This is a genomic window from Edwardsiella sp. EA181011, from assembly GCF_000800725.1.
Classification (GTDB): Bacteria; Pseudomonadota; Gammaproteobacteria; order Enterobacterales; family Enterobacteriaceae; genus Edwardsiella; species Edwardsiella anguillarum.
The window spans coordinates 1,101,440-1,127,328 of record NZ_CP011364.1 but is presented as its reverse complement, the minus strand read 5'-3'; the positions used below and the strand labels follow the sequence as shown (position 1 = coordinate 1,127,328).

Sequence of the window (25,889 nt, the reverse complement as noted above, 5' to 3'; positions counted from 1 at the left end):
CGCCGGCGCACGTTTATGGCCTCGGGATCATCCCTTAAAACGGCGTTGCACACCATGGGTCTGGCAGGCCATCAGCAGCCCGGTATAGTCCAGCTCGAAGCTGATGCTATCGCCGACCTTCAGCGCCTCATCGCAGTCCTCGATATCCACCAGCGTATGGTCGCTGGTCTGCCCCAGCAGCGTGATGGCGTCGTTGCAGGGCGTGCAGTTTTCCGCCGGCACATCCTGGCGGCCAAAGGCCAGCAGCGCGCGGCGGCGGGTGCCCTTATCGACAAAGGTCTTGTGCTGTAGGAAGGCATCGACCCCCAGCTCGCCGACCGGCACCGTCGGCTTGCTGTTCAGCTCGATGATCTCGGCGTGCAGCAGATACATATCCGAGCAGGCGCGATCCACCGGTTTGGTCGAGTGGTGAAACGCCTCCAGATACTTCATGTCGACATATTCGATGCCGAACTCATGCAGCCCGCCGATGCGCAGGTGGTTCAGCCCCTGCGGCCAGATGCCCTTATCCAGCAGATGGACGCTGGTGCAGTTGCCGGCCGACAGGCGGCGAACGGTGATGCCGCAGTCGCTCTCCAGACGCCGGGCGATGGCCTGGAAGCGCTCGCCGTTTTCCACCGTCGGCAGCACCGTGCCATAGCAGTTGAAGTTGGTGCCCAGCCCGTACAGCGCCAGCCCAGGCAGCGACGCGATCAGGCGCACCGTCTCCAGGATCTGCGCATAGTGCTCAAACCAGATCCCCTCGCGCAGATCGCCCATATCCACCATCAGCAGCACCTGATGCACCTTGTCCTGACGCAGCGCCTCGGCGGAGAGGGCCCGCAGCACCGCGGGCTCGCTGTTTAAGCTGATATCGGCGTAGCGTACGACCTCTTCGATCTCGCTCAGACAGGGGCTGCGCAGCAGGCAGGTGGTGCAGCCGGTTGCGCGGATCTTCTTCAGGTTGTAGGTGCGCGACTCGGCGACCACGCTGATCCCCCCCTCCACGACGGCGCGGGCGGTCTCCGGGCAGCCGTCAAACACCTTGTTGACCGCCATGACCTCGATCCCCTGCTCCGCCAGCAGCGCCAGCTCGGTCCGGGCATTGTCGCGCAGCTTGCGCAGATCTATCTCTAGCGTTGGCATATACATCTTATTTTGCTCCTTCACTCAGTAACTTCGCATTGCGGCGCTGCGCGCGGTGATAAATCAGCTCCGCCACGATCACGGCCAGCACGGCGCCGCCAATAATCTTGCCGGCGTACTGCATATAGCCGCCCATGTCGATCTGTGACGGCGGAATGAACAGCAGGCATACGGCAAAGGCGATAGAGATAAAGCCCAGCGCCGGCAGCACGATCGGCAGGACGCGTCCCGGAATACGGAAGCTGCGCGGGGTATCCGGCTGGGTGATACGCAGGCGGTAGAAGGCCGGGAACATAACCAGATAGGGGATAAAGTAGGTGATGGTCGTCAGCGCGGTCAGCATCCAGTAGGCGGCGGCGACGCTCGGCGAAACAAAGGTCGAGAAGCACAGCACCGTCACGATGATGGCCTGCCAGACTAAGGCAAACGCCGGCGTCTGGTATTTGGGGTGCAGACGCCCGATGCGCTCGCCCAGCAGGTTATCCTCACGCGAGGCCTCCTGCAGCATGTAGATGGGTCCAACCAGCCAGGAGTTGATTTGCCCCAGGGCGCCAAAGAACATACAGATGGCCATGACCGGCAGCAGCCACGGCATATGCAGGGTATTGGCGGCGGAGCGCATGGCCTGCATCACGCCGGCGACGATATCGGTCTGTCCGGCCGGCAGCAGGGTATTCAGCGCCCAGGTGCCCACCATGTAGATGCCGACGATCACCGCGGCAGAAAACGCCATGGCGCGCGGGAAGTCACGCTGCGGGTTGCGGGTGCGCCCGGCGATCATCGGCGCCACCTCCAGACCGGCAAAGGCGAACATCATGCTGGAGAGGAAGACGATGGTATCCCAGTGGCTCAGATCCGGCACCCAGTTGGCGGGCGTAGCGTAGTCGGTCTGCATCGGGTGGCCGGTCGCCAGCCAGACGATCGCCAGCAGGATCAGGATCGCCGACGGGATAAAGACCCCGCACCAGGCGCTGATGCTGTTGATGATCTTGGTCCACTGCATACCGCGGATATTCATCAGGGTCAGCAGCCAGAAAATCACCATCGATCCGACGCCGATGAAGATCTTATTCTCCGCCAGCGAAGCGCTGAACATATAGCCGAGGGCCGTGAAGCCAAACTGCAGCATCAGGGGGAAAAACAGCACGCAGGAGAACAGGAAACAGACCACGACAATCCAGGCGATGCGTTTACCAAAGGCCTCCTTGATCCAGACGAAAATACCGCCGTCCTTCGGCCAGCCGGTCGACAGCTCGCCGCAGACCATGGCTAACGGGAAAAACAGGCAAAATGCGGCGATCACCCACAGCAGCATGGCCGAGGCGCCATAGGGGGCGACGTTGGGGATCTGCCGCAGACTCAGAATGGCAATGACATTCATAAAAACAATGTCTTTGATGCCGAGCTTACTGGTGTCTTGAGTACTCATGGACATCTCCAGAGCCAGAGAAACAGAAACGGGGAGCCGCGGCCCCCCATGCAGATTAATAAATGTCGTACTTAACCATGTCTTCGTAGCTGTCCTCACGGCGGATCAGGCGATCATTGCCCTGACGATCGATCATCACCACGGCGGTGCGCGGACGGTTGTTATAGACCGTCTGGCTTTCAATCGAGTAGGCGCCGGCGTCCAGGAAGGCGACGACATCGCCGATCGCCGTATCGTGCGGCATCAGGAACTCCTCGCCCTTCACGCCGACGTGGAAGTAGTCGCCGCCGTCGCACAGCGGGCCCGCCAGCTTGATGTAGCGATCGTGCGCCTCGGTGATGCGCGAGGCGTTATAGACATAGAAGAACCAGTCAAAGTGCTGGCTGTCGGAAAGGACGCTGTAGCCGGCGTCGACAAACTTCCACTCCACGTGGCACTCCACGTTACCGTCCACATCGTAGTTGGTCTTGCGCTTCTCGCAGGCCACCTCCGTCAGCAGGATGGCCGCCGAGCCGGTCACCTTGCGCCCCGGCTCGATACAGATCTGCACGTCGGTGCGCCACTTGTGCACCTCGCTGATGACGGCATCGGCAAAGTCCTGCGCAGTGATCCCGGCGTACATGTTGTCCTTGAGCGGATCGCCGTTCTCTTCATCGTACTTATATGGCACCGGAATGCCGCCGCCGACGTTGATCAGATCGAACCTGATCCCCAGCACCTGCTCCAGACGGCGGGATTCGTCCACCAGCACGCGGGTCGCTTTGGCAAACGGCTCCGCCTCCGGCACCTGATCGCCCACGTGCATGTGCAGGCCGCGCAGGTGTACGTAGGGCATCGCCAGGATACGGCGGCAGGTCTCTTCGGCCTGCTCTAGATCCAGCCCCGACTTGGCGTGGAATGCGGTGACCAGCTCGGCGTGGGTAGCGGACGGCACGTTCGGCTCGACGCGCACGCACACGTTGGCGGTCTTCTTCAGGCGGCGGGAGATCGCATCGATATGGTCCAGCTCATACAAGCTGTCGACGTTGATCAGGTACAGATCGTTGGCGATGGCGTACTCCAGATCCTCAGGCTTTTTCACCACCCCGTTAAACACGATCTGATCGCCGCGAAAGCCAACCTCCAGACACTTGCGTACCTCATACTGCGAGTTGGCCTCGGCGCAGATCCCGGCGTCGCGGATCGCCTGCAGCACCCCCATCACGGAGCAGGTTTTGGAGGCGAAGAAGGTTTTGGTGTTCGGATGGGCGGAAAAGGCCTGCTCGATCTCACGGATATTGCGCACGATCTCCGCCTCGGAGAATACGTAGAAGGGGGTGCCATACTTCTTCGCCAGCGCGGTGACATCCTGTCCCTCAAAGCACAGCTTGCCGCCGCGGGCGCTGAAGCGACGATCGTGTTCAATTACGTTATGACGCAACTGGTTATAGTTTTTAATAACGTTATCTGACATAAAAACCTCTGATTGCTGTGGATAATATTGATTGATATCGTATCGATAGCAACTCTATAGCAATGCACGTGCCAGCTTTTAAATCATTAAAAATCAAGTAGATAAAATAAAATCGCATTGCCAAACATTGGTCGGTCGGTCTGTTTTTCGTCGTAGCGCCGAAAATTCGGCGCTACGTCCCCAGGCGCCCGGCAGTCAACCCAAGGAAAATGCACCATGCCGCCAGTCAACCCGGATCTCCGCAGCGCACTCAGCATGTTTGCGCGATTCTTCGATCTGATTCATCAGCCCCTCGCCATCATCGACGAGCAGGGCCGCTACGTGTACTACAACCAGGAAAGCGCGGAGCTGGACGGCTGCAGCGCAGAGTGTGCTCTGGGGCGCCACATACTGGCCGTCTACCCACGGATGAAGGAGAGCCAAAGCACCATGCTGTGCTCGCTGAAAAGCGGCGTTGAATACGTGGGGAACTACCAGGTGTACTACAACGCCCGCGGGCGGGCGGTCGACTATCAGCATACGACGGCGCCGCTGTACGCCCGCGACGGCAGCATGGTGGGCGCCATCGAAATTGGCCGCGATATGTCGGGCGTACGCCGTCTGCAGGAGCAGGTCGTCGAGCTGAACCAGCGTCTGTACGCCGCGGCCGACGAGGACAGCCATGCCATCATTACCCAGGATCCGGCGACGCTGGCGCTGATCGATAAAGGGAAACGCCTGGCGCAGAGCAACGTGCCGGTGATCATCGTCGGCGAGACAGGAACCGGTAAGGAACTGTTTTCCCGCCTGATCCACCGCAGCAGCCCGCGGGCGGAGCGCCCCTTTATCGCCCTGAACTGCGGCGCCCTGCCGCCGACCCTGATCGAGAGTACGCTGTTCGGCACCGTCAAAGGCGCCTTTACCGGCGCGGAGAACAGCAAGGGGTATCTGGAGCTGGCCGACGGCGGCACCCTGTTCCTGGATGAGCTCAACGCCATGCCGCTGGAGATGCAGAGCAAGCTATTGCGCTTTCTCCAGGATAAAACCTACTGGAAGCTGGGCGGCAGCCAGCAGAAACAGTCGGACGTACGCATTGTGGCGGCGATGAACGAGGCGCCTGCCGCCCTGATAGACCAGGGGAGACTGCGGGCCGATCTGTTCTATCGCCTAAGCGTCGGCATGCTCGCGCTGCCGCCGCTCTCCGCCAGGCCGTCCGATATTCTGCTGCTGGCTAACCACTTCCTCACCAAATACCGCAACGACATGGTGCACCGCATCCACGGCATCGCCAAAGAGGCCCAGGATACCCTGCTGCGTCGGCGCTGGCCCGGCAACGTGCGCATGCTGGAAAACACCATCGTACGCAGCATGATCATGCAGGATCACGACGGCCCCCTCGACTGCATCGCCTACGATGAAGAGGCGCTGAGCATGATTCCGTCGCGCGGCGCATGCCCTCCGCCGCCCATCGAGCCGCCGCCCAGCGCGTATCCGGCCATCCAGGAAGAGGGCAATCTGGCCCAACGCATCGCACGCTATGAGCGCGGCCAGATCGTCCAGGCCCTCAACCACAGCAACGGCTGCGTCGCCCAGGCGGCGCGCAGCCTGGGGCTCTCGCGTACCACCCTGCAGTACAAGGTGCACAAATACGCGATCCATCTGGGGGTCATTGATACCCTAGACTAACTCAGAGAGGAGCGTCATCGCTGACGCAGCACGGGACGCGCCCTGCCTGGCAGGAGAGCCTGCGCGGGACAAAAAAACGGGAGCCCGCAGGCTCCCGTCAGCACGATCGCGATCGACATCGATCTCAGTGGCGACGACCGTCGTCGTCCTCGTCGATCGCCTCGTCGTCGTACTCCTCGCCGTCGTCACCCTCTTCGCCGTCCGGATCTTCAAAATAGGTTCCCCAGCCGTCGTAGCTGACGCCGTGCTTCTCCGCCAGGGCGATCAGTTGCTCGACCTGAGCATCGATGGTCTCGGCGTTCAGCCCCACTTCACTGATCACGTCGCAGCACATCAGCAGGATGCCCCCTTCAACCTCCAGCTCCTCGGCATCGGTCACTTCGTAACCCAGCTTGAACGCCTCCACGGCAGCCTGCTCCAGCGCCTCAAAGCGCTCCGCCGACAGGTGGTGCTCAATGGTGTACAGCGCGTCCGGATCGCTGCCGTCGTCCAGCAGCTCCTCAATAATCATGCGGGTTTCTTCGCGCTGTTCTTCCAGCAGCTCTCGGTTTGCCATTTCACTGATCCTCAATCGCTAAGCCTTTGGCGCATTCTCCCACAGGCGACGGCGCCTCACCACTCAAGAAAATACAATATTTCACGCTCGGGGGTTGAAAATGAATTTTAATACACATAATGTGAATATAAATTCATCGCAGCATAACCCCCCACAGACGGAGATGACCCATATGGATCAGCTTAATCAGCAGCACTTCCTGAGGTTACTGGATTTCACCCCGCAGCAAATTGCATATCTACTCAATCTGGCTGCCGAACTGAAGCAGGCCAAAAAACAGGGGTGCGAATGCCCTCGTCTGCGGGGCAAAAACATCGCGCTGATCTTTGAAAAGGACTCCACCCGTACCCGCTGCTCCTTTGAGGTGGCCGCCTACGATCAGGGCGCCCATGTCACCTACCTCGGCCCCAGCGGCAGCCAGATAGGCCATAAAGAGTCGATCAAGGATAGCGCGCGGGTGCTCGGCAGGCTGTATGACGCCATTCAATACCGCGGCTTTGGCCAGCAGGTGGTAGAGACGCTGGCGCACTACGCCGGCGTGCCGGTGTGGAACGGCCTGACCGATGAGTTTCACCCCACGCAGATCCTGGCGGACTTCCTCACCATGCGCGAACACTGCGCCAAGCCCCTTGCCGCCATGAAGCTGGCCTATCTGGGCGACGCGCGCAATAACATGGGCAACTCACTGCTGGAGGGCGCCGCGCTGATGGGGATGGAGCTGCGCCTGGTCGCGCCCAAGGCCTACTGGCCGGAGGCCGAGCTGATCGCCCAGTGCCAGGCCGTGGCAGAGCAGACCGGGGCGAAGCTGGTGCTGACGGAGGAGGTCGCCGAAGGGGTACAGGGCGCCGACTTCCTGTATACCGATGTGTGGGTCTCCATGGGCGAGCCCAAATCGGTCTGGCAAGAGCGCATTACCCAGCTGCTGCCGTATCAGGTCAACCTGCAAACGCTGCAGCTGAGCGGCAACCCGCAGGTAAAATTCCTGCACTGCCTGCCCGCCTTCCACGACGAGATGACCGGCGTAGGCCAGCAGATGGCCGAACAGTATGGGCTACACGGCGGAATTGAGGTGACCGATGAGGTGTTTGAATCGCCCCACAGCATCGTCTTCGATCAGGCGGAGAACCGCCTGCATACCATCAAGGCGGTGATGGTGGCGACCCTGGGCGAATAACGGCGCGCGGCATCAAAGACCGCACGAGCCAGCGGCCACCGCCGCTGGCCGCCGTGACCGCTACAGCAGGCCGAGCGCCTGCGCATCCAGCTTGATCACCGCCTTGCGCACCCGCGCCGGCTCACCCAGCGCGCACAGCGGCTTGTGCACCTCGCCGGGATAGAACACCACAAAATCGCCCGCGCACAGCGCCAGCTGCTTCTCCTGCAGACCGCCCGCGCCCACCGGCAGGAAAGCGATATCCTTCTCCGCCAGCAGATCTTCCCCGGCGACGCCCGGTGCCAGATTGCTAAAGCCCATGCCCTCCTGCCCCTCCAGCACGATCTGGATATCCAGATAGCGAGCGTGGTATTCGGCGCGGCGTGTCTCGGCCGGCGCCGTATCGTCGTGGGCGATCAGCACGAACTGGCGCTGCGCATCAATTTCATAGCGGCCCGCCGGCGTTTCGGCGCTGAAGTTGACCATCACATACTCAATCGCCTGGCGCAGCGCGACCGGCAGATACGGCATCTGATCCAGATAGTGAACGTTACCGGTTAACATGACTCATTCATTCCCTTGTTTATAAAACTGCGTTTTATTTTAACCAGGAGACGACGGCGTAACTGCGCCGTTCGCCACATTTATGGCAGGGGCGTCAGAAAGAAAAAAAGGTCCCGGCGCAGGCCGGGACCAAACAGGGACACTCACTCTAACAGGAGGTAATAACAAGAAAAGCTCGATGATACAGAGACGCCCCGTCACCCAGCGGGGCCGCCGACCGGCTACGCCAGCGCCTGGGCCAGCAGGGTGATCGGATGTTCGCAGCGCTTACTGGTGGACATTTCGATCTGCCATTTACAAGTCTCACAGTCGGTGACCACCAGATCCACGCCGCTGGCGTCGATCTGGCGGAACAACCCGGCGCCGATGCCCTGTGCGGTCTCATAGTTCTCCTTCTTGAAACCGTAGGTCCCGGCGATACCGCAGCACTGGGAGTCCAGAATGATAAGCTCTACGCCCGGAATCATCTGCAGCAACGCCAGGGTATAGGGCGCCCAGCCCATCCGCTCCATATGACACGGCGTATGGTAGGCGATCTTCAGGTTCAGCGGCTTCAGGGGCAGCGTGCGTCCGCCGTCGAGCAGACGGTAGAGATGACGGGTCGCCAGCTCGACCCGATCGCGCACCGGCGTGGTATCGATATCCAGCACGTGCGGGTACTCGTCGCGCAGCATGAAGGTGCAGCTCGAGGAGGTCGCCACCACCGGCAGCCCCTTCTCCAGCACCGCCTCGCTCAGGGAGTCGGCGTTCACCCGCGCCTGTTTCTTGGCCTGATCGATAAAGCCGTTGGCCACCAGCGGCACGCCGCAGCACTTCTCACGTGACAGCAGCTGGATCCCGATATCCATGGCGTTAAACACCCGCACCAGATCCTTGCCCAGCTGTGGATGGTTGTAGTTCACGTAGCAGCCGTGGAAGAACGCCACCTGCTCACTAAAGCGCGCCTGCTCCGCGCTCTGCTTGCGCATCCAGCTGCGGAAGGTGCCATGGGAGTACTTGGGCAGCTCGCGGCGATGGTCGATCTTCAGCGCCTTATCCAGCAGCTGACGCACCGGCTTCAGGCCGGTGGTGGCGTTGATCAGCGGCGCAAACGGCGTTGAGAGGGTGCCCATCAGATCGGTATGGCTGAGGATGGCGTCGCGCAGCTTGGGCTTATGGTTACCGTACTGATTCTTGGCGCGCAGAATGATGTCGCCGATCTTTACGTCGGACGGACAGGCCACCTCGCAGCGCTTGCAGTTGGTGCAGTACTTCAGCGCCTCATCGTACAGCTGCGGATCCTTCAGGCGCAGACGCTCCCCGTCCGGGCCCGCCTGTTTTGGGCCGGGATAGGCCGGATTCACCTTGGCGACCGGACAATAGGTGGTGCACACGGTGCACTTGATACATTGTTCAAAGCTGTTATCAGCAGGCAGGCTCATTACGCGTCCTCCGCCAGAATCTGTTGCGCGGCGTGCAGGGCGGTGAGCAGGGAAACCCCGGCGCCGCAGCCCTGATGGATCGGATCATAGCCGCCCAGCACGGCGCCGGCGGCATACAGGTTATTGACGACGGCGCCGTTGACGGCGGCGCGCTGCTCGGCGTCGCCGCGCACCCCGAACTGCAGGTACGGCTGCGGCGCGAACATCGACTCGCTGCACCAGTCGCTGCGATCGGCGGCCGAGATGACGTCCAGACCGAACACCGGCTCACGCACGCCGCCGAAGTCGGCGCGTAGCCCGTTGCTGAAGAAGCTGCCGCTGGCCAACACCACATGACGCGGACGCAGCGGAATATCGCCGTGATTGCGGGTGTACACACGAGCCACCCGGTTATTCTCATACTCCGCACGCAGCACCGTATCCCCCGGCATGATCAGGCCGCCCAGCGCCTGAAAACGGCGGCGCAGCCGCTGGTGAATATGGATCCCCAGCACCGACGGCGGCAGGGTCGGCAGCAGCATCAGCGGACGGGCGACCGCCGCGCGCAGCTGCGCCAGCGCATCGTCGCAGTCCACGCCGACGCAGGCGGGCATCAGGATGGCATCCGCCTGCGCCCCATGACGGTTCAGCTCCTCGGCCAGCAGGCGGCGGTTCTCCGCCACGTCGAGCACCCGGGCGATGTTGACCGCGCGGAACTCGCTGGGGTTGCCGCGCAGACGATCCAGCGCCGGCAGCGTCAGCTCGACCACCTCGCACTCGGCCCCCTGCTCCTGCAGAGAGCTGGCCACCAGCTGCGGCTGAAAATCGAGAAACCCTTCAATGCCGGCCACCAGGATACGCCGCCACGGCAGCGCGGCGTCCGCATCGCTCACCGGCACCTCATCCGGGCTCAGCCAGGTCAGACGGCGGGTGCCCAGGGGGGTGACTCGCAGGTGGTTACGCTGATGGTCGCCCACCAGCGCCAGTCCGCTGCGCTCCAGCAGGCGCTCGGCCTCAACGGCGTAGCGGGAAAACCGCTCGGCGCCCATCAGGCTATAGGGGTGCTGCGGCGCCTGGCGCTGCAGCTCGTCAATCGCCGCACGCGGCGCGGTAACCGGCGTACCGTCCGGCAGGCGCGACAGCAGATCAAAGGAGCCGGAGGAGAAGTGCAGCGCACTCTGCCCGGCGCTGACGATAGCGCAGCGTTGCCCGGCCTCGGCCAGGCGGATGCCGCAGGCCAGTCCGGCCAGGCCGCCGCCGATCATCAGGGTATCAAATTTCATCGTCGCTCTCCCCGCGCTGCGGCAGCGCGGCGTCCATCCCGCACAGCCCTTGGTAAACCCAACTGGTAAATTCGCTTTCGCGCAGTGCATCGCCCCAGGCGATCGGGCGGATCCCCTTCCAGCGTTCGTTCAGGAAGTGGGACAGCTGATCGATAGACTGCTGCGGCGTGGTGATCTTAAATCGGTTCAGCAATCCGGCCGCACGGCAGGCGCACAGCTCGCCCTGACAGGTGCCCATCCCCACGCGGGTGCGACGGCGCAGATCCACCAGGTTATTCACCGTCAGCGAATCCACCGCATAGCGCACCTCGCCGGCGGTCACCGCCTCGCATTCGCACACCAGGCTGCTATTGAGGCGATCGCCGTTCAGCAGGCGATCGGCGCGATCGCCGTGGCGGTAAACCGCCGAGCCACGGATCGGCGCCGGCAGAGAAATCACCTTGCGCAGCGTCTCTTCAGCCGACTGCTCAGAGCCGGGCAGCGGCTCGCTGGCGGTGGTGCAGGGGGTGGTGACACCCAGCTTTTCACAGACCTTATCGGTGGCCCATTCGGCCATCAGGCGATAGGTCATCAGCTTGCCGCCGGTAATGGTAATAAAGCCCTCCAGCCCGTCGCGCACCGCGTGATCCAGCAGCACGATACCACGGCTGACGTTACGCCCGCTCGGATCGTCGTCGCTGGCCACCAGCGGACGCACCCCGGCGTAGGCGCGCAGAATGCGGGTCGCCGCCAGCTTGGGCGCCAGCTTCTCTCCTTCACGGATCAGGATATCCACCTCCTGCGGCGTGACGATCATGTTGTCTATCTGATCGTAATCGACGTGGGTCGAGGTGGTACCGATCAGCGAAATGGTATCGCCCGGTACTAGAATATCGGCATCCGCCGGCTTGCGGCAGCGGTTGATCACCATGTTGTTGATACGGTGGCCCAGGATCAGCAGCGCCCCCTTGGCCGGGAACATCTTGATACGCAGATCGGCATACTCGGCGATGTGCTGCCCCCAGATCCCGGCGGCGTTCACCACGATCTGTGCGTGAATGTCGTAGCGCTGGCGCGATTTATGGTCGATAACGCGCACGCCGGTCACCCGATCGCCCTGGCGCAGCAGCCCGCACACCTCATGGTAGGTCAACGCCTGGGCGCCGTGCTCACGCGCATCTAACATGTTGGCTGCCGTCAGGCGGAAAGGATCGACGGTGCCGTCCGGCACGCGCACCGCGCCCAGCAGATTCGGGTTGGCGGCAGGCTCCAGACGCAGCGCCTCGGCCGGTTCGATGGCTTCGGCATCGATACCCGCGGCGCGGCAGGCCTCAATAAAGTGCGGCTGATAGGCCAAATCGTCTTCCGGTAGCGTGATAAATAGTCCGTCGGTGCGCTCGACGCAGTGGCGGGCGATGCGCTTAAGAATACGGTTCTCTTCAATACATTCGCGCGCGGACTCACCGTCGGTCACCGCATAACGGGCGCCGCTGTGCAGCAAACCATGGTTACGGCCGGTCGCACCGGTGGCGATGTCGTGGCGCTCCAGCAGAATGCAACGCAGGCCGCGACGCGCGCAGTCACGGGCGATGCCGGCGCCGGTGGCGCCGCCGCCGATAATGACGACGTCAGTTTCCTGTGATGCGGGGCTCTGTAACATGAGTGGCTCCCAAGCCAAATGAGTAGTAATGACGCTAGTAGGCCATATTACGATGATGAAATGTTTGATAAGGAGCAAATACGCGCACAAAACGAAAATAATCAGGCCACAAAAGCTCATCAATGTGATCGAAATCACTCTACACACACGATTTAATCATACAAATAATCGTTATTTTTTACCCTAACGGTCAATTTGTATATCAAATTCATAAAACTGTAACAATATGAGTGATCTCTCACAGTATCGACGTTCGTAATTGCCTATCCTGCGCTCGAAAATGAAAACAGACGGTATATCCACTCGCCCCTACGCCAGTGGATGCGCGTCTTTTCTCTTGATAAGCATAGGGTGTGCCTTAACCGCATTCACTGGGGAAGCGGATTGAGACAGTACAAACAATAACAGTCATCGGAGAGAGTTATGTTAAGCATGTTTAAGCCCGCGGCGCATAAACCGCGGCTGCCGGATGCGCAGGTAGACCCGACCTACCGCCGCCTGCGCTGGCAGATTTTTATGGGGATTTTCTTTGGCTATGCCGCTTACTACCTGGTGCGTAAAAACTTCACCCTGGCGATGCCTTACCTGGTAGAACAGGGGTTCTCGCGCGGCGATCTCGGCTTTGCCCTGTCCGGTATCTCCATCGCCTACGGTTTCTCCAAGTTCATCATGGGCTCCGTCTCTGACCGCTCCAACCCGCGCGTCTTCCTGCCGGCCGGCCTGATCCTGGCCGCCGTCGTCATGTTGGTGATGGGCTTCGTCCCGTGGGCAACCTCCAGCATCATGACCATGTTCGTGCTGCTGTTCCTGTGCGGCTGGTTCCAGGGCATGGGGTGGCCGCCGTGTGGCCGTACCATGGTGCACTGGTGGTCGCAGAAGGAGCGCGGCAGTATCGTGTCGGTATGGAACTGCGCCCATAACGTAGGCGGGGGGCTGCCGCCGCTGCTGTTCTTGCTAGGGATGGCCTGGTTCAACGACTGGCACGCCGCGCTGTACATGCCGGCCTTCGCCGCCATTCTGGTCGCCCTGTTCGCCTTTGGCATGATGCGCGATACCCCGCAGTCCTGCGGCCTGCCGCCCATCGAAGAGTATAAGAACGACTATCCGGACGACTACTCCGACAAGGCGGAGCAAGAGCTAACCGCCAAGCAGATTTTCATGCAGTATGTCTTCCCCAACAAGCTGTTGTGGTACATCGCCATCGCCAACGTGTTCGTCTATCTGTTGCGCTACGGCATCCTGGACTGGTCACCGACCTACCTGAAAGAGGTGAAGCACTTCGCGCTGGATAAGTCCTCCTGGGCCTACTTCCTGTATGAGTACGCGGGTATCCCCGGCACTCTGATCTGCGGCTGGATGTCTGACAAGGTCTTCCGCGGCAACCGCGGCGCCACCGGCGTGTTCTTCATGACCCTGGTGACCATTGCCACCATCGTTTACTGGCTCAACCCGGCGGGCAACCCCAACGTCGATATGGCCTGTATGATCATCATCGGCTTCCTGATCTACGGTCCGGTCATGCTGATCGGCCTGCACGCCCTGGAGCTGGCGCCGAAAAAAGCGGCCGGTACCGCGGCGGGCTTCACCGGCCTGTTCGGTTACCTGGGCGGCTCCGTGGCGGCCAGCGCCATCGTCGGCTACACCGTTGACTACTTTGGCTGGGACGGCGGCTTTATGGTGATGATCGGCGGCAGCATCCTCGCCGTGGTTCTGCTGTTGGTCGTGATGATCAACGAAACCAAACACCACCGCGATCTGGAAGCCAAGAGAGGCTGATAGCACGCGATTGCGGCGGCGCCCTGCGCGCTGCCGCCGTTGAACCAAGGCTGTGCCGCTCACCCGGGGCGCGGCCTTTTCTTTACCCCTACGCAGCGTAAAAAAACACCAAAAACAAGGATAATCCTATGAAAATCAAAATGAATGCGATTGTCGCCGGGCTTCTTCTCGGCGGGACGCTGGCAATGAGCGCCCAGGCGGCTGACGATAAAGTGGTGATTGCTCACCGCGGCGCCAGCGGCTACCTGCCGGAGCATACCCTGCCCGCCAAGGCCATGGCCTACGCCCAGGGCGCCGATTTTCTGGAGCAGGATCTGGTGATGACCAAGGACGACCAGCTGGTGGTGCTGCATGACCACTATCTGGATCGGGTCACCGACGTCGCCGACCGCTTCCCGGACCGTGCGCGCAAGGATGGCCGCTATTACGCCATCGACTTTACCCTGGATGAGATCAAATCCCTGAAGTTCACCGAGGGGTTTGATATCGAAAACGGCAAGAAGGTGCAGAGCTATCCGGGCCGCTTCCCGATGGGGAAATCGGACTTCCGAGTACATACCTTTGCAGAGGAGATCGAGTTCGTTCAGGGGCTGAACCACTCCACCGGCAAGAACATCGGCATCTACCCGGAGATCAAGGCTCCCTGGTTCCACCAGCAGGAGGGCAAGGACATCTCCGCTAAGGTATTGCAGGTGCTCAAGCAGTACGGCTATACCAATAAAGACGCCAACGTCTACGTACAGTGCTTCGACGCCAACGAACTCAAGCGGATTAAAAACGAGCTGATGCCAAAGATGGGGCAGAACCTCAAGCTGGTGCAGCTGATCGCCTATACCGACTGGAACGAAACCCAGGAGAAGAAGCCGGACGGCACCTGGGTCAACTACAGCTATGACTGGATGTTCAAGCCCGGCGCCATGAAACAGATCGCCCAGTATGCCGACGGCATCGGCCCGGACTACCACATGCTGGTCAGCGAAGACTCCCGTAAGGGCAACGTCAAGCTGACCTCGATGGTGAAAGAGGCGCACGCCAACAACATGGCCGTCCACCCCTACACCATTCGCGCCGATAAGCTGCCGGACTACGTCACCGACGTCAATCAGTTGTATGACGTGATCTACAACCAGGCCGGCGTCGACGGCGTATTCACCGACTTCCCGGACAAGGGCGTACAGTTCCTGCAAAAGCAGGGACAGCATCAGTAAGTCGGACTCACCGGGGCCCCTCGGCCCCGGTCTCCACGGCCGGCGCGGGGCCTAAAAGGGCGGAATCATCCCATTGATACCGATAAAGGCACGCTGCACCTCCGCCGTCGCGCGCCCGTCACGCGATGTCAGGATCAGCACCGCGGCCTGCCCCGGCCGCAGTGCGCCGCGCGTGAGCGAGTCCACAAAGACCACCGGCGTCTGCAGGCCGACCCTAATCTGCTGCGCCCCCCCGCCATAGCGTAATATCAACGGCTGCCCCGCCACATCGCCGTCACCGTGCCAGGCACCCCCGACGTCGACGGTGCCGTTGGTCATGCTGCCCTGTTCACCGTTGACCAGCCGCCAGGGGGAATGCCCCTCGCCCGCGCCGCGCAGGCGATCGGAGAACAGATGCAGCGTCTGAGCCTCCAGCGTACCATCCGCCAGCGGCAGCGCAGCCGCCCCCAGAAATGCGCCGGGACGGATATCGTCCAGCGCTGCGCTGAACACCCCGAACAGGCGTGTCGCGGGAGTCAGCCTCAGCGTCAACTCTCCACCGTGGCGCTCGCGCAGCTGCAGCGCGCCGGGCGAAACGGCGCTCAGAGTGCCACGCACGATCAGCGCCCGCGCGTCGGCGTCGCCCGCCTGGGCGCAGCCGGAAAGCAGCCAGCAGAAACAGAGACAGCAAAATACTCGATATCCCATGATCTCCTCCTTGAACCGTGGTGCGAGTCCGCGCTGGCCACGCACCGATCCTTCCAGCATACGATGGCGCCCGCGGCGGCGACAGGCGCATGCCCTGCACTCGCTCTGATAAAACGGCAATCCTCTGAAAACGGCTTTTTCTGTGCAAGGATTGCGCAGTGCGCCCGGTAGCATGCTGAAATTCTGTCATACTGGAGTCTCACGGCGGTTCTCCCCGCCAATCCGGCTATGGAGCGTCACAGTCCGTCAATAGGAGGCCCGAATGAAACTGATCGGCAGCTATACCAGTCCCTTCGTGCGCAAAATCTTTATTCTGCTGCTGGAAAAGCAGCTGACCTTCGAGTTCGTCAACGACAATCCCAATCTGGACGGCTCCCGGGTGCCCGACGTGAATCCGCTGGGCAAAGTGCCCGCGCTGGTGGCGGACGACGGCGAGATCTTCTTCGATTCGCCGATCGTTGCCGACTATATCGACAGGCTAACGGAGACACCCCGCTTTCTGCCCCTCGATTGGGAGCGTGCGCTGCGGGTGCGCCAGACCGAGGCGTTGGCCGACGGCATCTGCGACGCCGCGGTCACCATTGTGAAAGAGCTGCGCCGTCCCGCTGAGCACAGAGATGAGCATGAGCTGCAGCGCCAGCGCGACAAGATCCTGCGCGGACTGGATGAGCTGGAGCGCAGCGTCGCCGCGGGCCGCTGGATCGGCGGCGAGGCGCTGAGCCTGGCCGATATCGCTGCCGGCTGCTGCCTAAGCTATCTCAACTTCCGCCGCGTCTGTCCCAACTGGTGCGTTGGCCGCCCGGCGTTAGTACGCCTGGCGGAGCGCCTGTTTCAGCGCGACAGTTTTCTGCGCACCGCGCCGCCGGCCGACTAGGCTGTATTCCTGTCCCGTCAGCCTTTATCATGGGAGTCCTTCGCCCAGCGCAGATAAAGGTACGGAACAGTTCAATGAGTTCAGATCATCAGGCGCTTTACAGCCAAATCCCCGCGATCGATACCCTGCTGCGCACGCCCACGTGCGCAGCCCTACAGGCGCAGTATGGCAGTCAGCTGGTTACCCAGACCCTGCGCTCGCTGCAGCAGCAGGCCCGTCACGCCGTGCAGCGACAGCAGACGCTGCCCGACTGGTGCGCCGACTGGGGAGTAGCCTGCACCCGGCGGCTCGCCGAGACGCTGCGGCCGGCCCTGCGCCAGGTCTTTAACCTGACCGGCACCGTCCTGCACACCAACCTGGGCCGGGCGCTGCTGCCCGATCCGGCGATCGCGGCGGCGGCCGAGGCGATGAGCGCCCCGGTCACCCTGGAGTACGATCTGGACGATGCGGGGCGCGGCCACCGCGATCGCGCGATCGCCGATCGACTGTGCGCCCTGACCGGCGCCGAAGACGCCTGTATCGTTAACAATAACGCGGCGGCGGTGCTGCTGATGCTGGCGGCCCTGGCGCCGGGGCGAGACGTGATCGTCTCGCGCGGCGAGCTGGTGGAGATCGGCGGCGCGTTCCGTATTCCCGACGTCATGATCCAGGCCGGATGCCGTCTGCGCGAGGTCGGCACCACCAACCGTACCCACCTGCACGACTACCGCCAGGCCATTGACGAGCATAGCGCGCTATTGATGAAGGTACACACCAGCAACTACGCCATCGCCGGGTTCACCGCCGCCGTCAGCGAGGCCGAGCTGGCCGCCCTGGGCCACGAATATGGCCTGCCGGTCATCAGCGATCTCGGCAGCGGATCGCTGCTGGACATGGCCGGCTACGGTCTGCCGGCCGAGCCGATGCCGCAGCGCATGCTGGCCGACGGCGTCGATCTGGTCAGCTTCTCCGGCGACAAGCTGCTCGGCGGTCCCCAGGCGGGGATCATCGTTGGCCGCCGGGAGCTGATCCACCGCCTGCAGCGCCACCCGCTCAAGCGCGCCCTGCGCTGCGGCAAGATGACGCTGGCGGCGCTGGACGCCACGCTGCAGCTGTACCAGCAGCCGGAGAAACTGCGGCAGGCGCTACCCACCCTGCGCCACCTGACGCGGGAGGCCAGCGAGATCGCCGCCTGCGGCGAGCGGTTGCTAGCCCGCCTGCGCCCGCGCTATGACGAGGCGTTCATCTTAGCGCTGGAGCCCTGCCTGTCGCAGATCGGCAGCGGCTCGCTGCCGGTGGATCGCCTGCCGAGCCATGCGCTCACCCTGACCCCGCGTGACGGCCGCGGCGGCACCCTGACGGCGCTGGCCGAGCGCTGGCGTGCGCTGCCACGCCCGGTCATCGGGCGCCTGCAGGAGGGCAAACTATGGCTCGATCTGCGCTGTCTGGACGATGAGCAGGCGCTGCTCCAGGAGCTGTGCCAATGATCATAGCCACCGCAGGACACGTTGACCATGGCAAGACCACCCTGTTGCGCGCCCTGACCGGCATCGACACCGATCGCCTACCGGAAGAGAAGCGCCGCGGCATGACCATCGATCTCGGCTATGCCTATCTGCCGCTGGCGGATGGGCGGGTGCTGGGGTTTATTGACGTCCCCGGACATGAAAAATTTCTGGCCAATATGCTGGCCGGCATCGGCGGTATTCCACAGGCGCTGCTGGTAGTCGCCTGCGACGACGGCGTGATGGCCCAGACCCGCGAGCACCTACTGCTGCTGCGCCTGGCCGGACGTCCCGGCCTGACCGTGGCGCTGACCAAATCCGATCGGGCCGATGCATCGCGGCGGGCGCAGGTGCGCGATCAGGTGCAGGCGCTGCTGGCGGAGCAGGGCTGGCCCGACGCGGCGCTGTTCGAAACCGATGCCCTGAGCGGTCAGGGTATCGAGGCGCTGCGCCGCCATCTGTTGGCGCTGAACGCGGCCCCGCCGCGGGCCGATCGGCGCTTCCGCCTGGCCATCGATCGCGCCTTCAGCGTCAAGGGCAGCGGTCTGGTGGTTACCGGTACGGCGCTGGCCGGAACGGTACGCTGTGGCGATACGCTGTGGCTAACCGGCTGCGACACGCCGGTGCGGGTTCGCACCCTGCACGCCCAAAACCGGGAGGCGCAGCAGGCGCAGGCCGGCCAGCGCGTGGCCCTGAACCTCAGCGGCGACATAGAAAAAAACCAGATCCAGCGCGGCGACTGGCTGCTGGCGCAGCGGCCTGCCGCAGCGGCGGCCCAGCGGGTGCTGGTCGCCGTAGACAGCATCGCACCGCTGCAGCACTGGCAGCCGCTGCATCTCCACCACGCCGCACGCCATATCACCGGGCGCCTCTCGCTGCTGGAGACCGCCGCGGCGCCGCAGGCGCCGATCCTGGCCGAACTGGTGCTCGATGCGCCCCTCTGGCTGGCCGAGGATGACACCCTGATCCTGCGCGACATCGCCGCGCGCCACACCCTGGGCGCGGCGCGGGTGCTGCAGCTGGAGGCACCGCGCCGCGGCAAGCGTCAGCCCGCTTTTCTGGAAACCCTACGTCGCCTGGCGCAGGCCCACGGCGATCGCGAGGCGCTCAGCCTACGCCTGCCCTCGGGCACCCTGAGCATCGCCAGCCTGGCCTGGGCGCGCCAGCTGACGGAGGAGGCCTGCCGGACGCTGCTGGCGCAGGACGATCTGCTGGTGGTCGGCGATCACCTGCTCTCCCGCGCGACGGCGGCGCGGCTGCGCCAGCGGCTGCTGGAGACCCTGGCGCACTACCATGACCAGCACGGCGATCAGCTGGGCGTCGGGCGCGCCCGCCTGCGGCGCATGGCGCTACCGACCGAGGCGGAGACGCTGGTATTTCATCTGATAGGCGAGCTGCTGGCCGAGGGCGCGCTGTGCAATAGCCGCGGCTGGCTGCATCTGCCGCAGCACAGCCTGGCCATGACGCCGCCGCAGCAGGCGCTGTGGCAGCGGGCGCAGCCGCTGTTCGCCGACGATCCGTGGTGGGTGCGCGATCTGGCCCATGCCCTGAGCGCCGACGAAGACGAGATGCGCCAGACGCTGCGCCAGGCGGCGCTGCTCGGGCACATCACCGCCGTGGTGCGCGATCGTTACTACCGCAACGAACGGCTCTACCAGTTTGCCGAGCTGATCCGCCGGCAGGATCGCAGCCAAGGCAGCACTAGCGCGGCCGACTTCCGCGATCGGCTCGGCATCGGTCGTAAGCTAGCAGTGCAGATCCTGGAGTTCTTCGACCGCTGCGGCTTCACCCGGCGGCGCGCCAACGACCATCTGCTGCGCGACAGCGCTCTGTTCTGCCGCGATGAGCGCGCGTCGGCGCCGGAAGATCACCGTTAAGCGTAGCGGGGGCGGCGCCGCGCGGCCGCGCCCGCTCTCCCTATCCATCTTGGCCCATTCGCGTTACACTTTTTTATTATTCCTCTACCGCGCATTGCTATGAAAAAACTGTTCCACCGCGTATATAGCCTATTCAAACCCTCGTGGTGCCTGGCACTGCTGGTCGCCCTTGAGGGTTATCTGTTTGCCGAACCGGTCGTCATTCAGGCATTCCGCTATGTTCCCGGCGCACTACAGACGTTCCACAGCTGGAAAGAGGCGCTCTCCGTGGTTAACCTGCTGGAGATCCCCCGGGTCATGCTCGGCGTCGCGCTGATCCTGATGTCCATCGGCCTACTGCTGCGGGCGCGCGTCGCCTGGGCGTTTACCCTGCTGCTGCTGATCGCCATCGCCGTGCTGTCGCTGATCCAAGATCCCAGTCTGCCCATCTGGCAGGCGCAGGATCTGGTGCGCCTGCTGTGGCACGATCTCAGGGCGTGGAACTGGCAGGATATCTCACTGACCAATCTGGAGAACTACAGCCATAACCTGACGCTGTATACCCTGGTTCTGATCGCCCTGCTGATCCGCTACTGGGAGCGCTTTGACCGGGCCAGCCTGGCCGCCGGTAGCCTGTTTGCCCTGGTCAGCTTTGCCTCGTTGCTGATCTACGCCATCTTTGGCTCGCTGTATCTGGGCGACGAGTTCAAGCCGCCGATCCTGGACGTGGTCACCGCGTTCTACTTTTCGGTCGTCAGCATGTCCACCGTCGGCTTCGGCGACATCGTTCCCTATACCGCCACCGCGCGGCTGTTCACCATCTCGGTGATCGTGATGGGGATTACGGTATTCGCCACGTCAATCAGCGCCATCATCGGTCCGGTGATCGGCGGCAACCTTAAACGCATGGTTAAAGGCAGGATCTCTCACGTGATGCGGAAAAACCACTTTATTATCGCCGGCGCGTCGCCGCTGGCGCTCAGTATCTACAACGGGCTGAAGGAGCGCGGCGATGCGATCACCGCCATCGTCCCGATGGGCATCGCCCACGAGTATCCGCAGGACGCCGACGTGGTGGTCGGCGATCCCTCCAGCGCACAGGTGCTGACGGAGGCCGGCGCCGCGCGTGCGCTGTACATTCTGGCGCTGCGCGAGGACGATGCGGAAAACGCCTTTATCGTCTTAGCAGCCAAAGAGGTGGCCGGCGGCGCCACCAAGACCATTTCGCTGGTCAACGCCAGTAAGCATCTGCAGAAGATCAAGCGGGTACAGCCAGATATGGTGTTCTCGCTGCAGCTGCTGGGCAGCGAATTGCTGGTGCGCACCCTGAGCGGCGAAGCCATCGACAACAAGCTGGTTACGCAGCTGTTCTTTGGCAATGCCGAGGTAGCAGGGGAGCAGGACTGATCCCCGTTGCGCTACGGAGTGCCGCCTATCGGCGGGGAGAAGGAAATCGGGGAAATCACGCAGCGGTCAGCCCGGATGGGCTGACCGATAAGCCTCAGCGACGCAGCGCGATAGCCTCGATTTCGATCTTCACATCTTTCGGCAGGCGAGCCACTTCAACGCAGGAGCGGGCCGGGAACGGCGCGCTGTGCTCATTAAAGAACGCTTCATAGGTGGCGTTCACCGTCGCAAAGTCATTCAGATCTTTAACGAATACGGTCGTCTTCACGATGCTGGCCACGCTCAGGCCGGCGGCTTCAACGATCGCTTTCACGTTTTCCAGCGACTGACGGGCCTGGGCGGCCACATCGTCCGCAACCAGACCGGTTTTCGGGTCAACCGGGATCTGGCCGGAGGTGATGATCATGTTGCCCAGATCAACGCCCTGTACATAAGGCCCAATGGCGGCCGGTGCGTGCTCAGTGCTGATGGTGCCAGACATATCTGCTCCTTAAGGATGGTAGGATGTGACGTTACCGCGGGACTACGGTAACCAGGCCCCATTATAAGGAGCCCGCACGGCAAATCCCACCCTGCCGGATCACTGTTCCATCACGGCGTGATGTTCAAACTCTTTCTCACAATACTTGCACTTAAGCAGCACCTCGCCGGCGCGAGCGCGCACGCTGAAGCTGGAGCAAACCGGCTCGCTGCGGCTGATGCAGTTGCTGTTGGGGCAGGTCAGCACGCTGTCGATACGCTCCGGCAGGCTCGGCGCCATCTTGCGCACCACGCTGTAGTTCTCAATGCAGTTGACCGTGGCGCGCGGGGCATAAATCGCCAGCTGGTTCACCTGCTCCTCGCTGAGAAAGACATCCTCAATCTTGATCAAATCCTTACTGCCCTGTGCGTTAGAGGGCAGATTCAGGCCGATGGTGACCCGCCGGTTGGTCTCCGTCAGCTTGAACAGGGTCAGCAGCTTAAAGCCGACGTGCGCCGGGATATGGTCAATGACGGTGCCGCATTTAATCGCTTCAACCTGCAGTTTGTTGTCGTGAGTCATTTCGTTTCTCCCTTAGAAATTCAGTTCAGCGTTGAGGATCAGGGCCAGCAGCGCCTGACGGGCAAAGATGCCGTTGCCCGCCTGCTGGAAATAGTAGGCATAGGGGGTGGCGTCGACGTCGGGGGTGATCTCGTCGATACGCGGCAGCGGATGCAGCACTTTCAGGTTATCGCGCGCGCCCTCCAGCATCGCGGCGCGCAGAATGAACTGCGACTTAACGTTGGCGTATTCGGAGGAGTCCAGACGCTCTTTCTGTACTCGAGTCATGTACAGGATATCCAGCTGCGGCATCACCTCTTCAAGGGTTTCATGCAGGCTGTAGGCGATCCCCTTCTCCTCCAGCATGGTCAGGATATAGTCCGGCATCGCCAGGGCCTGCGGGGCGATGAAGAAGAAGCGGTTACCCTCAAACTTGGCCAGCGCCTGGGTCAGGGAGTGCACGGTACGGCCATACTTCAGGTCGCCGACCATGGCGATGTTGATGTTGTTCAGGCGCCCCTGGGTCTCCTGGATAGTAAACAGATCCAGCAGCGTCTGGGTCGGGTGCTGGTTGGCGCCGTCGCCGGCGTTGACCACCGGGATGCGGCCGCAGAACTCCGTGGCCAGACGGGCGGCCCCTTCCTGTGGGTGGCGCATCACGATGGCGTCGACGTAGGTGCCGATCACCGAGATGGTATCCGCCAGCGTCTCCCCCTTCTTGCCCAGCGAGGTGTTGCTGCTGTCGGCAAAGCCGACCACCGAGGCGCCCAGGCGGTGCATGGCGGTTTCAAAAGAGAGGCGGGTACGGGTGGAGGCCTCAAAGAACAGGCTGGCGATCACCTTGTGGCGCAGCAGCTCCGGCTGCGGCGTAGCCTTCAGGCGGGCGGCGGTCTCCAGCACCAGCTCAAGCTCGCTGCGGCTCAGATCGTTGATGGAGATAATATCTTTTAGATACAAGGGATTGGCCATTGGTATTCTCCTGTTCTGGCGCCGGCATCGCGCGGCGCGGGCATACTGTTCACTCGGGTTAATTTTTCAACTTGCCGTATTACGGGCAAAAAAAAACCCCTCCAATGAGGGGTTTTCTACGATCGTGAATGCGACGGGAGAAAAACGGCCGGTGGCTGCCCTGATGGGGCAGATTCTTCGGTCGCATCACGACCGATAAACCACAATAGCCAACGCTGTTTCTCATGCTGTCTCCCGGCAAATTGTCCGGCATTATACTCAGCGCTCGCCTCGCCGCAAGCACAATCTTCCCCGGTGATTGATTTAGCGCAAACGGTTACCCGATTAATAAAGCGCCCATTTGATTAATCGTTGCACCGGCGCGGGCGCCTGCTGGATTAGCGCAGCCGTTAACCCAGCAGCACGCCGCGGTATCGGTGCAGCACATCGGCAAGCTGATACAGCGGCTGCAGCGCGGCGGCGGCGGTGCCCTGCCGCGCCAGCGCATCGGCATAGCCGCTCAGCCCCGTCGTCAGCCGTAGCAGGGCGTCGCGGCGCCGCGCCGCACCGCGCCCGGTCAAGAGCCGGGTCGCCGCCGTATCGATCGCGCGCAGCCGCCCGGCGTCGTACGGCAGCGCCGGGTGCGCCAAACGCTGCTGCAGGACGATCAGCGTCAGCGCCAGGCGGTAACGCCCGATGTCATCGGGAAACAGCGTCAGCAGCAAGAACAGCTGGCGGTAGAGAGCCGGCAGCAGATTTCCGCGCGTCCCCTCTCCCCGCAGGGCCGCCACCGCGCCGAACGCCAGGCGCCGCATCAGCGTTCGACCGGTGCGGGCACGCGAATGATCGCGCACCGCCAGCAGCACCACCAGCGCCAGTAGGCAGCCGATCACCTGGCCGATGGCGCTGTCGACAAAGCTCTCGATCGGAAAACGCATCGGGTTGCTGAGCACCAGAATATTCAGGGTCGAGGCCAGCGTTCCCAGCGATCCCAGACGACGCTTTTGCACCTCCATCCCGCAGATAAAGCTCAGCGCGCCCAGGCTCAGGCACAGCAGCACCAGGCTTTGCTGGGTGGCGGGGAGGATCAGCGTGTAGTACAGCGCGCCGACCGGCAGCGCCACCAGTGAGCCCATCAAGAAGTCGATCGCCGCCATCCGCGGGTTGGGGGTGCGCACCGCCAGCGAGGTCACTACTGCGATCATGATCATGCAACCGCTGCCCGCGTTCCAGCCGCTCCACAGCCAAAACAGCGCACCCAGCGAGGTGGCCAGCCAGGTGCGCAGGCCATTGATCAGCGCATGGTGCCCCTGGGCGGAGTAGAGCTGGCGCGGCGCGGCGTCGTGGGCGAGGATCGCCGCCTCATGCCGCCCGATACGGACGTTGCTCGCCACCCCCTTGGCCAGCAGCTGCAGCTGGCTGGCGCCGTCGATCCAGCCGATCAGCGCGGGCGGTAGCTGATGTCCCCCGTGCGTCGCCAGCAGGCGACGCAGCTGTTTTAAGCGTTGATAGGCCTCCGCAGGCGTCTTGGCCGGGGCGGCTATCAGGGTCAAAAACGGCGCCGGCAGCGCCGTCGGCGTCTGACGCTGGGTGAGGAAAATTTCACACGCCCGGGTGATCAGGGTCAGCGATAGGGTGTGCAGCGCCGCCAGCCGGCGACAGGCGCGCGGCCAGCGGGACGACTCCAGCGCCAGGCTGGCGCGCATCCCCTCCAGCGTATGGCTCTCCCGGATCAGCCCGTGCCAGTGCCGATCGACGGCGTCACTGTCGCACCCGTCGACGCAGCGCTGCAGCAGGCGTAGCTGACCGAGCAGCATTCCGCCGACGACGCGATCCACCTCGCCCTTGATCGAGCGCGGCGCCAGCAGCGTATCGGCCAGCACCGCGCAGACGATCCCCAGCACGATCTCGCCGCAGCGCTCCAGGGCCAGCTGTAGGATAAACTGCGGCTCGCCGAGGCAGGAGACGACGATGATCAGCGCCGTATAGCCGGAGAGTCCCAGCGCATAGGCGTTCTCCATACGCACCAGCGACGACAGCCAGGTGCAGACGCCCGCCCACAGGCAACACAGCAGGATCATCAGCAGCGGCGCGCGGATCAACAGCATCATCAGCAGCAGCGCGCACAGGGAGCCCAGCACCGTGCCGATGATACGCAGCCAGCCGCGGTAGCGAATGGCGCCGGCAAAGGGTTCACCGCCGGCGGCAAAGGCCGGTCCGGCGGCCACCAGGGCGGCGGTCAGCGCCGACCAGCGCGGCGTCTGCAGGCCGAAATAGAACCCGAGCAGCAGCGACAGGACGATCGCCAGCGTCAGCTTGCAGGCAAAGCGCAGGCGGAGTACACGTGGATGCAGCATCTTC

General features: G+C 62.8%; 21 protein-coding genes. 8 read left to right on the top strand and 13 right to left on the bottom strand.

What is annotated here, in order from left to right; translation table 11 throughout:
• Window positions 1-27 precede the first annotated feature (27 nt).
• From QY76_RS05085 to QY76_RS05075, 3 genes are read right to left on the bottom strand one after another with little or no spacing between them, the layout of a single operon-like run.
• Entirely contained in the window at window positions 28-1,131 is a 1,104-nt protein-coding gene (locus tag QY76_RS05085; protein WP_034164780.1) for an alanine/ornithine racemase family PLP-dependent enzyme, read from the bottom strand.
• Window position 1,132: 1 nt separating this feature from the next.
• The gene (locus QY76_RS05080) at window positions 1,133-2,554 is read right to left on the bottom strand and encodes an APC family permease (RefSeq protein WP_049648765.1); all 1,422 of its coding nucleotides are present in this window, start codon (window positions 2,552-2,554) and stop codon (window positions 1,133-1,135) included.
• A gap of 55 nt (window positions 2,555-2,609) precedes the next feature.
• Window positions 2,610-4,007 (bottom strand): alanine racemase, encoded by a 1,398-nt coding sequence (locus QY76_RS05075; RefSeq protein WP_034164782.1) that lies wholly within the window; start codon window positions 4,005-4,007, stop codon window positions 2,610-2,612.
• 216 nt (window positions 4,008-4,223) lie between these two features.
• On the opposite strand from QY76_RS05075, the gene QY76_RS05070 reads away from it, so the two are divergent.
• A complete protein-coding gene (locus QY76_RS05070; protein ID WP_034164783.1) occupies window positions 4,224-5,672 on the top strand; it encodes a sigma-54-dependent Fis family transcriptional regulator in 1,449 nt (482 codons plus the stop codon).
• 124 nt (window positions 5,673-5,796) lie between these two features.
• Here QY76_RS05070 and rraB read toward each other — a convergent pair whose 3' ends face one another.
• The gene (rraB, locus tag QY76_RS05065) at window positions 5,797-6,228 is read right to left on the bottom strand and encodes a ribonuclease E inhibitor RraB (protein WP_034164785.1); all 432 of its coding nucleotides are present in this window, start codon (window positions 6,226-6,228) and stop codon (window positions 5,797-5,799) included.
• 172 nt (window positions 6,229-6,400) lie between these two features.
• Here rraB and argF point away from each other — a divergent pair, with 172 nt between their 5' ends.
• Complete coding sequence (argF, locus tag QY76_RS05060; RefSeq protein ID WP_034164786.1) at window positions 6,401-7,402, top strand: ornithine carbamoyltransferase; 1,002 nt, start codon at window positions 6,401-6,403, stop codon at window positions 7,400-7,402.
• Between the two features lie 60 nt (window positions 7,403-7,462).
• Here argF and QY76_RS05055 read toward each other — a convergent pair whose 3' ends face one another.
• From QY76_RS05055 to glpA, 4 genes are all read right to left on the bottom strand, one after another.
• Window positions 7,463-7,945 carry a YhcH/YjgK/YiaL family protein gene (locus tag QY76_RS05055; RefSeq protein ID WP_034164787.1) on the bottom strand — a complete coding sequence of 161 codons (483 nt, stop codon included), beginning with the start codon at window positions 7,943-7,945 and terminating at the stop codon, window positions 7,463-7,465.
• A 221-nt stretch (window positions 7,946-8,166) separates the two neighbouring features.
• Window positions 8,167-9,366, bottom strand: a complete 1,200-nt coding sequence (gene glpC, locus QY76_RS05050) for an anaerobic glycerol-3-phosphate dehydrogenase subunit GlpC (RefSeq protein WP_045427164.1) — start codon at window positions 9,364-9,366, stop codon at window positions 8,167-8,169.
• Window positions 9,366-10,628 carry a glycerol-3-phosphate dehydrogenase subunit GlpB gene (gene glpB, locus QY76_RS05045; protein ID WP_045427160.1) on the bottom strand — a complete coding sequence of 421 codons (1,263 nt, stop codon included), beginning with the start codon at window positions 10,626-10,628 and terminating at the stop codon, window positions 9,366-9,368. Before glpB ends, glpC begins: the two co-directional genes overlap by 1 nt.
• Window positions 10,618-12,267, bottom strand: coding sequence for an anaerobic glycerol-3-phosphate dehydrogenase subunit A (gene glpA, locus QY76_RS05040; protein WP_034164792.1), 1,650 nt, complete (start codon window positions 12,265-12,267; stop codon window positions 10,618-10,620). Before glpA ends, glpB begins: the two co-directional genes overlap by 11 nt.
• A 423-nt stretch (window positions 12,268-12,690) precedes the next feature.
• On the opposite strand from glpA, the gene glpT reads away from it, so the two are divergent.
• Together glpT and glpQ are read left to right on the top strand one after the other, a co-directional pair.
• Window positions 12,691-14,043 (top strand): glycerol-3-phosphate transporter, encoded by a 1,353-nt coding sequence (gene glpT, locus QY76_RS05035; protein ID WP_012849928.1) that lies wholly within the window; start codon window positions 12,691-12,693, stop codon window positions 14,041-14,043.
• A gap of 128 nt (window positions 14,044-14,171) precedes the next feature.
• Complete coding sequence (gene glpQ / locus QY76_RS05030; RefSeq protein WP_034164793.1) at window positions 14,172-15,251, top strand: glycerophosphodiester phosphodiesterase; 1,080 nt, start codon at window positions 14,172-14,174, stop codon at window positions 15,249-15,251.
• A 51-nt stretch (window positions 15,252-15,302) separates the two neighbouring features.
• On the opposite strand, the gene QY76_RS05025 is transcribed toward glpQ, so the two are convergent.
• On the bottom strand, window positions 15,303-15,938 hold the full coding sequence (locus QY76_RS05025) for a hypothetical protein (protein WP_034164794.1): 636 nt from the start codon (window positions 15,936-15,938) through the stop codon (window positions 15,303-15,305).
• A 262-nt stretch (window positions 15,939-16,200) separates the two neighbouring features.
• Here QY76_RS05025 and QY76_RS05020 point away from each other — a divergent pair, with 262 nt between their 5' ends.
• The 4 genes from QY76_RS05020 to kch all read left to right on the top strand — a co-directional run bounded on the left by QY76_RS05020 (window position 16,201) and on the right by kch (window position 21,559).
• Window positions 16,201-16,812, top strand: coding sequence for a glutathione S-transferase (locus QY76_RS05020; protein ID WP_034164795.1), 612 nt, complete (start codon window positions 16,201-16,203; stop codon window positions 16,810-16,812).
• Window positions 16,813-16,886: 74 nt separating this feature from the next.
• Window positions 16,887-18,278 carry an L-seryl-tRNA(Sec) selenium transferase gene (selA, locus tag QY76_RS05015; protein WP_045427157.1) on the top strand — a complete coding sequence of 464 codons (1,392 nt, stop codon included), beginning with the start codon at window positions 16,887-16,889 and terminating at the stop codon, window positions 18,276-18,278.
• Window positions 18,275-20,173 (top strand): selenocysteine-specific translation elongation factor, encoded by a 1,899-nt coding sequence (gene selB / locus QY76_RS05010; protein WP_034164797.1) that lies wholly within the window; start codon window positions 18,275-18,277, stop codon window positions 20,171-20,173. The genes selA and selB overlap by 4 nt, the downstream gene beginning before the upstream one ends.
• Before the next feature lie 99 nt (window positions 20,174-20,272).
• Window positions 20,273-21,559, top strand: coding sequence for a voltage-gated potassium channel protein (gene kch, locus QY76_RS05005; protein ID WP_034164798.1), 1,287 nt, complete (start codon window positions 20,273-20,275; stop codon window positions 21,557-21,559).
• 94 nt (window positions 21,560-21,653) lie between these two features.
• Here the strand turns inward: kch and ridA are convergent, their stop codons facing one another.
• The 4 genes from ridA to aaeB all read right to left on the bottom strand — a co-directional run bounded on the left by ridA (window position 21,654) and on the right by aaeB (window position 25,885).
• Window positions 21,654-22,040, bottom strand: coding sequence for a 2-iminobutanoate/2-iminopropanoate deaminase (ridA, locus tag QY76_RS05000; RefSeq protein WP_012849935.1), 387 nt, complete (start codon window positions 22,038-22,040; stop codon window positions 21,654-21,656).
• Window positions 22,041-22,139: 99 nt separating this feature from the next.
• On the bottom strand, window positions 22,140-22,601 hold the full coding sequence (pyrI, locus tag QY76_RS04995; protein WP_034164799.1) for an aspartate carbamoyltransferase regulatory subunit: 462 nt from the start codon (window positions 22,599-22,601) through the stop codon (window positions 22,140-22,142).
• A gap of 12 nt (window positions 22,602-22,613) precedes the next feature.
• Window positions 22,614-23,549 (bottom strand): aspartate carbamoyltransferase, encoded by a 936-nt coding sequence (gene pyrB / locus QY76_RS04990; RefSeq protein ID WP_045427154.1) that lies wholly within the window; start codon window positions 23,547-23,549, stop codon window positions 22,614-22,616.
• Between the two features lie 389 nt (window positions 23,550-23,938).
• Window positions 23,939-25,885: a p-hydroxybenzoic acid efflux pump subunit AaeB gene (aaeB, locus tag QY76_RS04985; RefSeq protein ID WP_045427151.1), complete on the bottom strand. Its 1,947-nt coding sequence runs from the start codon at window positions 25,883-25,885 to the stop codon at window positions 23,939-23,941.
• Window positions 25,886-25,889 lie beyond the last annotated feature (4 nt).

Bases quoted from the DNA above. Each gene is read 5' to 3' on its own strand.
- QY76_RS05080 (WP_049648765.1), bottom strand. From the start codon at position 2,554: ATGAGTACTCAAGACACCAGTAAGCTCGGCATCAAAGACATTGTTTTT.
- QY76_RS05075 (WP_034164782.1), bottom strand. From the start codon at position 4,007: ATGTCAGATAACGTTATTAAAAACTATAACCAGTTGCGTCATAACGTA.
- glpQ (WP_034164793.1), top strand. From the start codon at position 14,172: ATGAAAATCAAAATGAATGCGATTGTCGCCGGGCTTCTTCTCGGCGGG.
- QY76_RS05070 (WP_034164783.1), top strand. From the start codon at position 4,224: ATGCCGCCAGTCAACCCGGATCTCCGCAGCGCACTCAGCATGTTTGCG.
- QY76_RS05085 (WP_034164780.1), bottom strand. From the start codon at position 1,131: ATGTATATGCCAACGCTAGAGATAGATCTGCGCAAGCTGCGCGACAAT.
- ridA (WP_012849935.1), bottom strand. From the start codon at position 22,040: ATGTCTGGCACCATCAGCACTGAGCACGCACCGGCCGCCATTGGGCCT.
- QY76_RS05020 (WP_034164795.1), top strand. From the start codon at position 16,201: ATGAAACTGATCGGCAGCTATACCAGTCCCTTCGTGCGCAAAATCTTT.
- selB (WP_034164797.1), top strand. From the start codon at position 18,275: ATGATCATAGCCACCGCAGGACACGTTGACCATGGCAAGACCACCCTG.
- pyrI (WP_034164799.1), bottom strand. From the start codon at position 22,601: ATGACTCACGACAACAAACTGCAGGTTGAAGCGATTAAATGCGGCACC.
- aaeB (WP_045427151.1), bottom strand. From the start codon at position 25,885: ATGCTGCATCCACGTGTACTCCGCCTGCGCTTTGCCTGCAAGCTGACG.
- rraB (WP_034164785.1), bottom strand. From the start codon at position 6,228: ATGGCAAACCGAGAGCTGCTGGAAGAACAGCGCGAAGAAACCCGCATG.
- QY76_RS05055 (WP_034164787.1), bottom strand. From the start codon at position 7,945: ATGTTAACCGGTAACGTTCACTATCTGGATCAGATGCCGTATCTGCCG.
- glpT (WP_012849928.1), top strand. From the start codon at position 12,691: ATGTTAAGCATGTTTAAGCCCGCGGCGCATAAACCGCGGCTGCCGGAT.
- glpC (WP_045427164.1), bottom strand. From the start codon at position 9,366: ATGAGCCTGCCTGCTGATAACAGCTTTGAACAATGTATCAAGTGCACC.
- argF (WP_034164786.1), top strand. From the start codon at position 6,401: ATGGATCAGCTTAATCAGCAGCACTTCCTGAGGTTACTGGATTTCACC.
- QY76_RS05025 (WP_034164794.1), bottom strand. From the start codon at position 15,938: ATGGGATATCGAGTATTTTGCTGTCTCTGTTTCTGCTGGCTGCTTTCC.
- pyrB (WP_045427154.1), bottom strand. From the start codon at position 23,549: ATGGCCAATCCCTTGTATCTAAAAGATATTATCTCCATCAACGATCTG.
- selA (WP_045427157.1), top strand. From the start codon at position 16,887: ATGAGTTCAGATCATCAGGCGCTTTACAGCCAAATCCCCGCGATCGAT.
- glpB (WP_045427160.1), bottom strand. From the start codon at position 10,628: ATGAAATTTGATACCCTGATGATCGGCGGCGGCCTGGCCGGACTGGCC.
- glpA (WP_034164792.1), bottom strand. From the start codon at position 12,267: ATGTTACAGAGCCCCGCATCACAGGAAACTGACGTCGTCATTATCGGC.
- kch (WP_034164798.1), top strand. From the start codon at position 20,273: ATGAAAAAACTGTTCCACCGCGTATATAGCCTATTCAAACCCTCGTGG.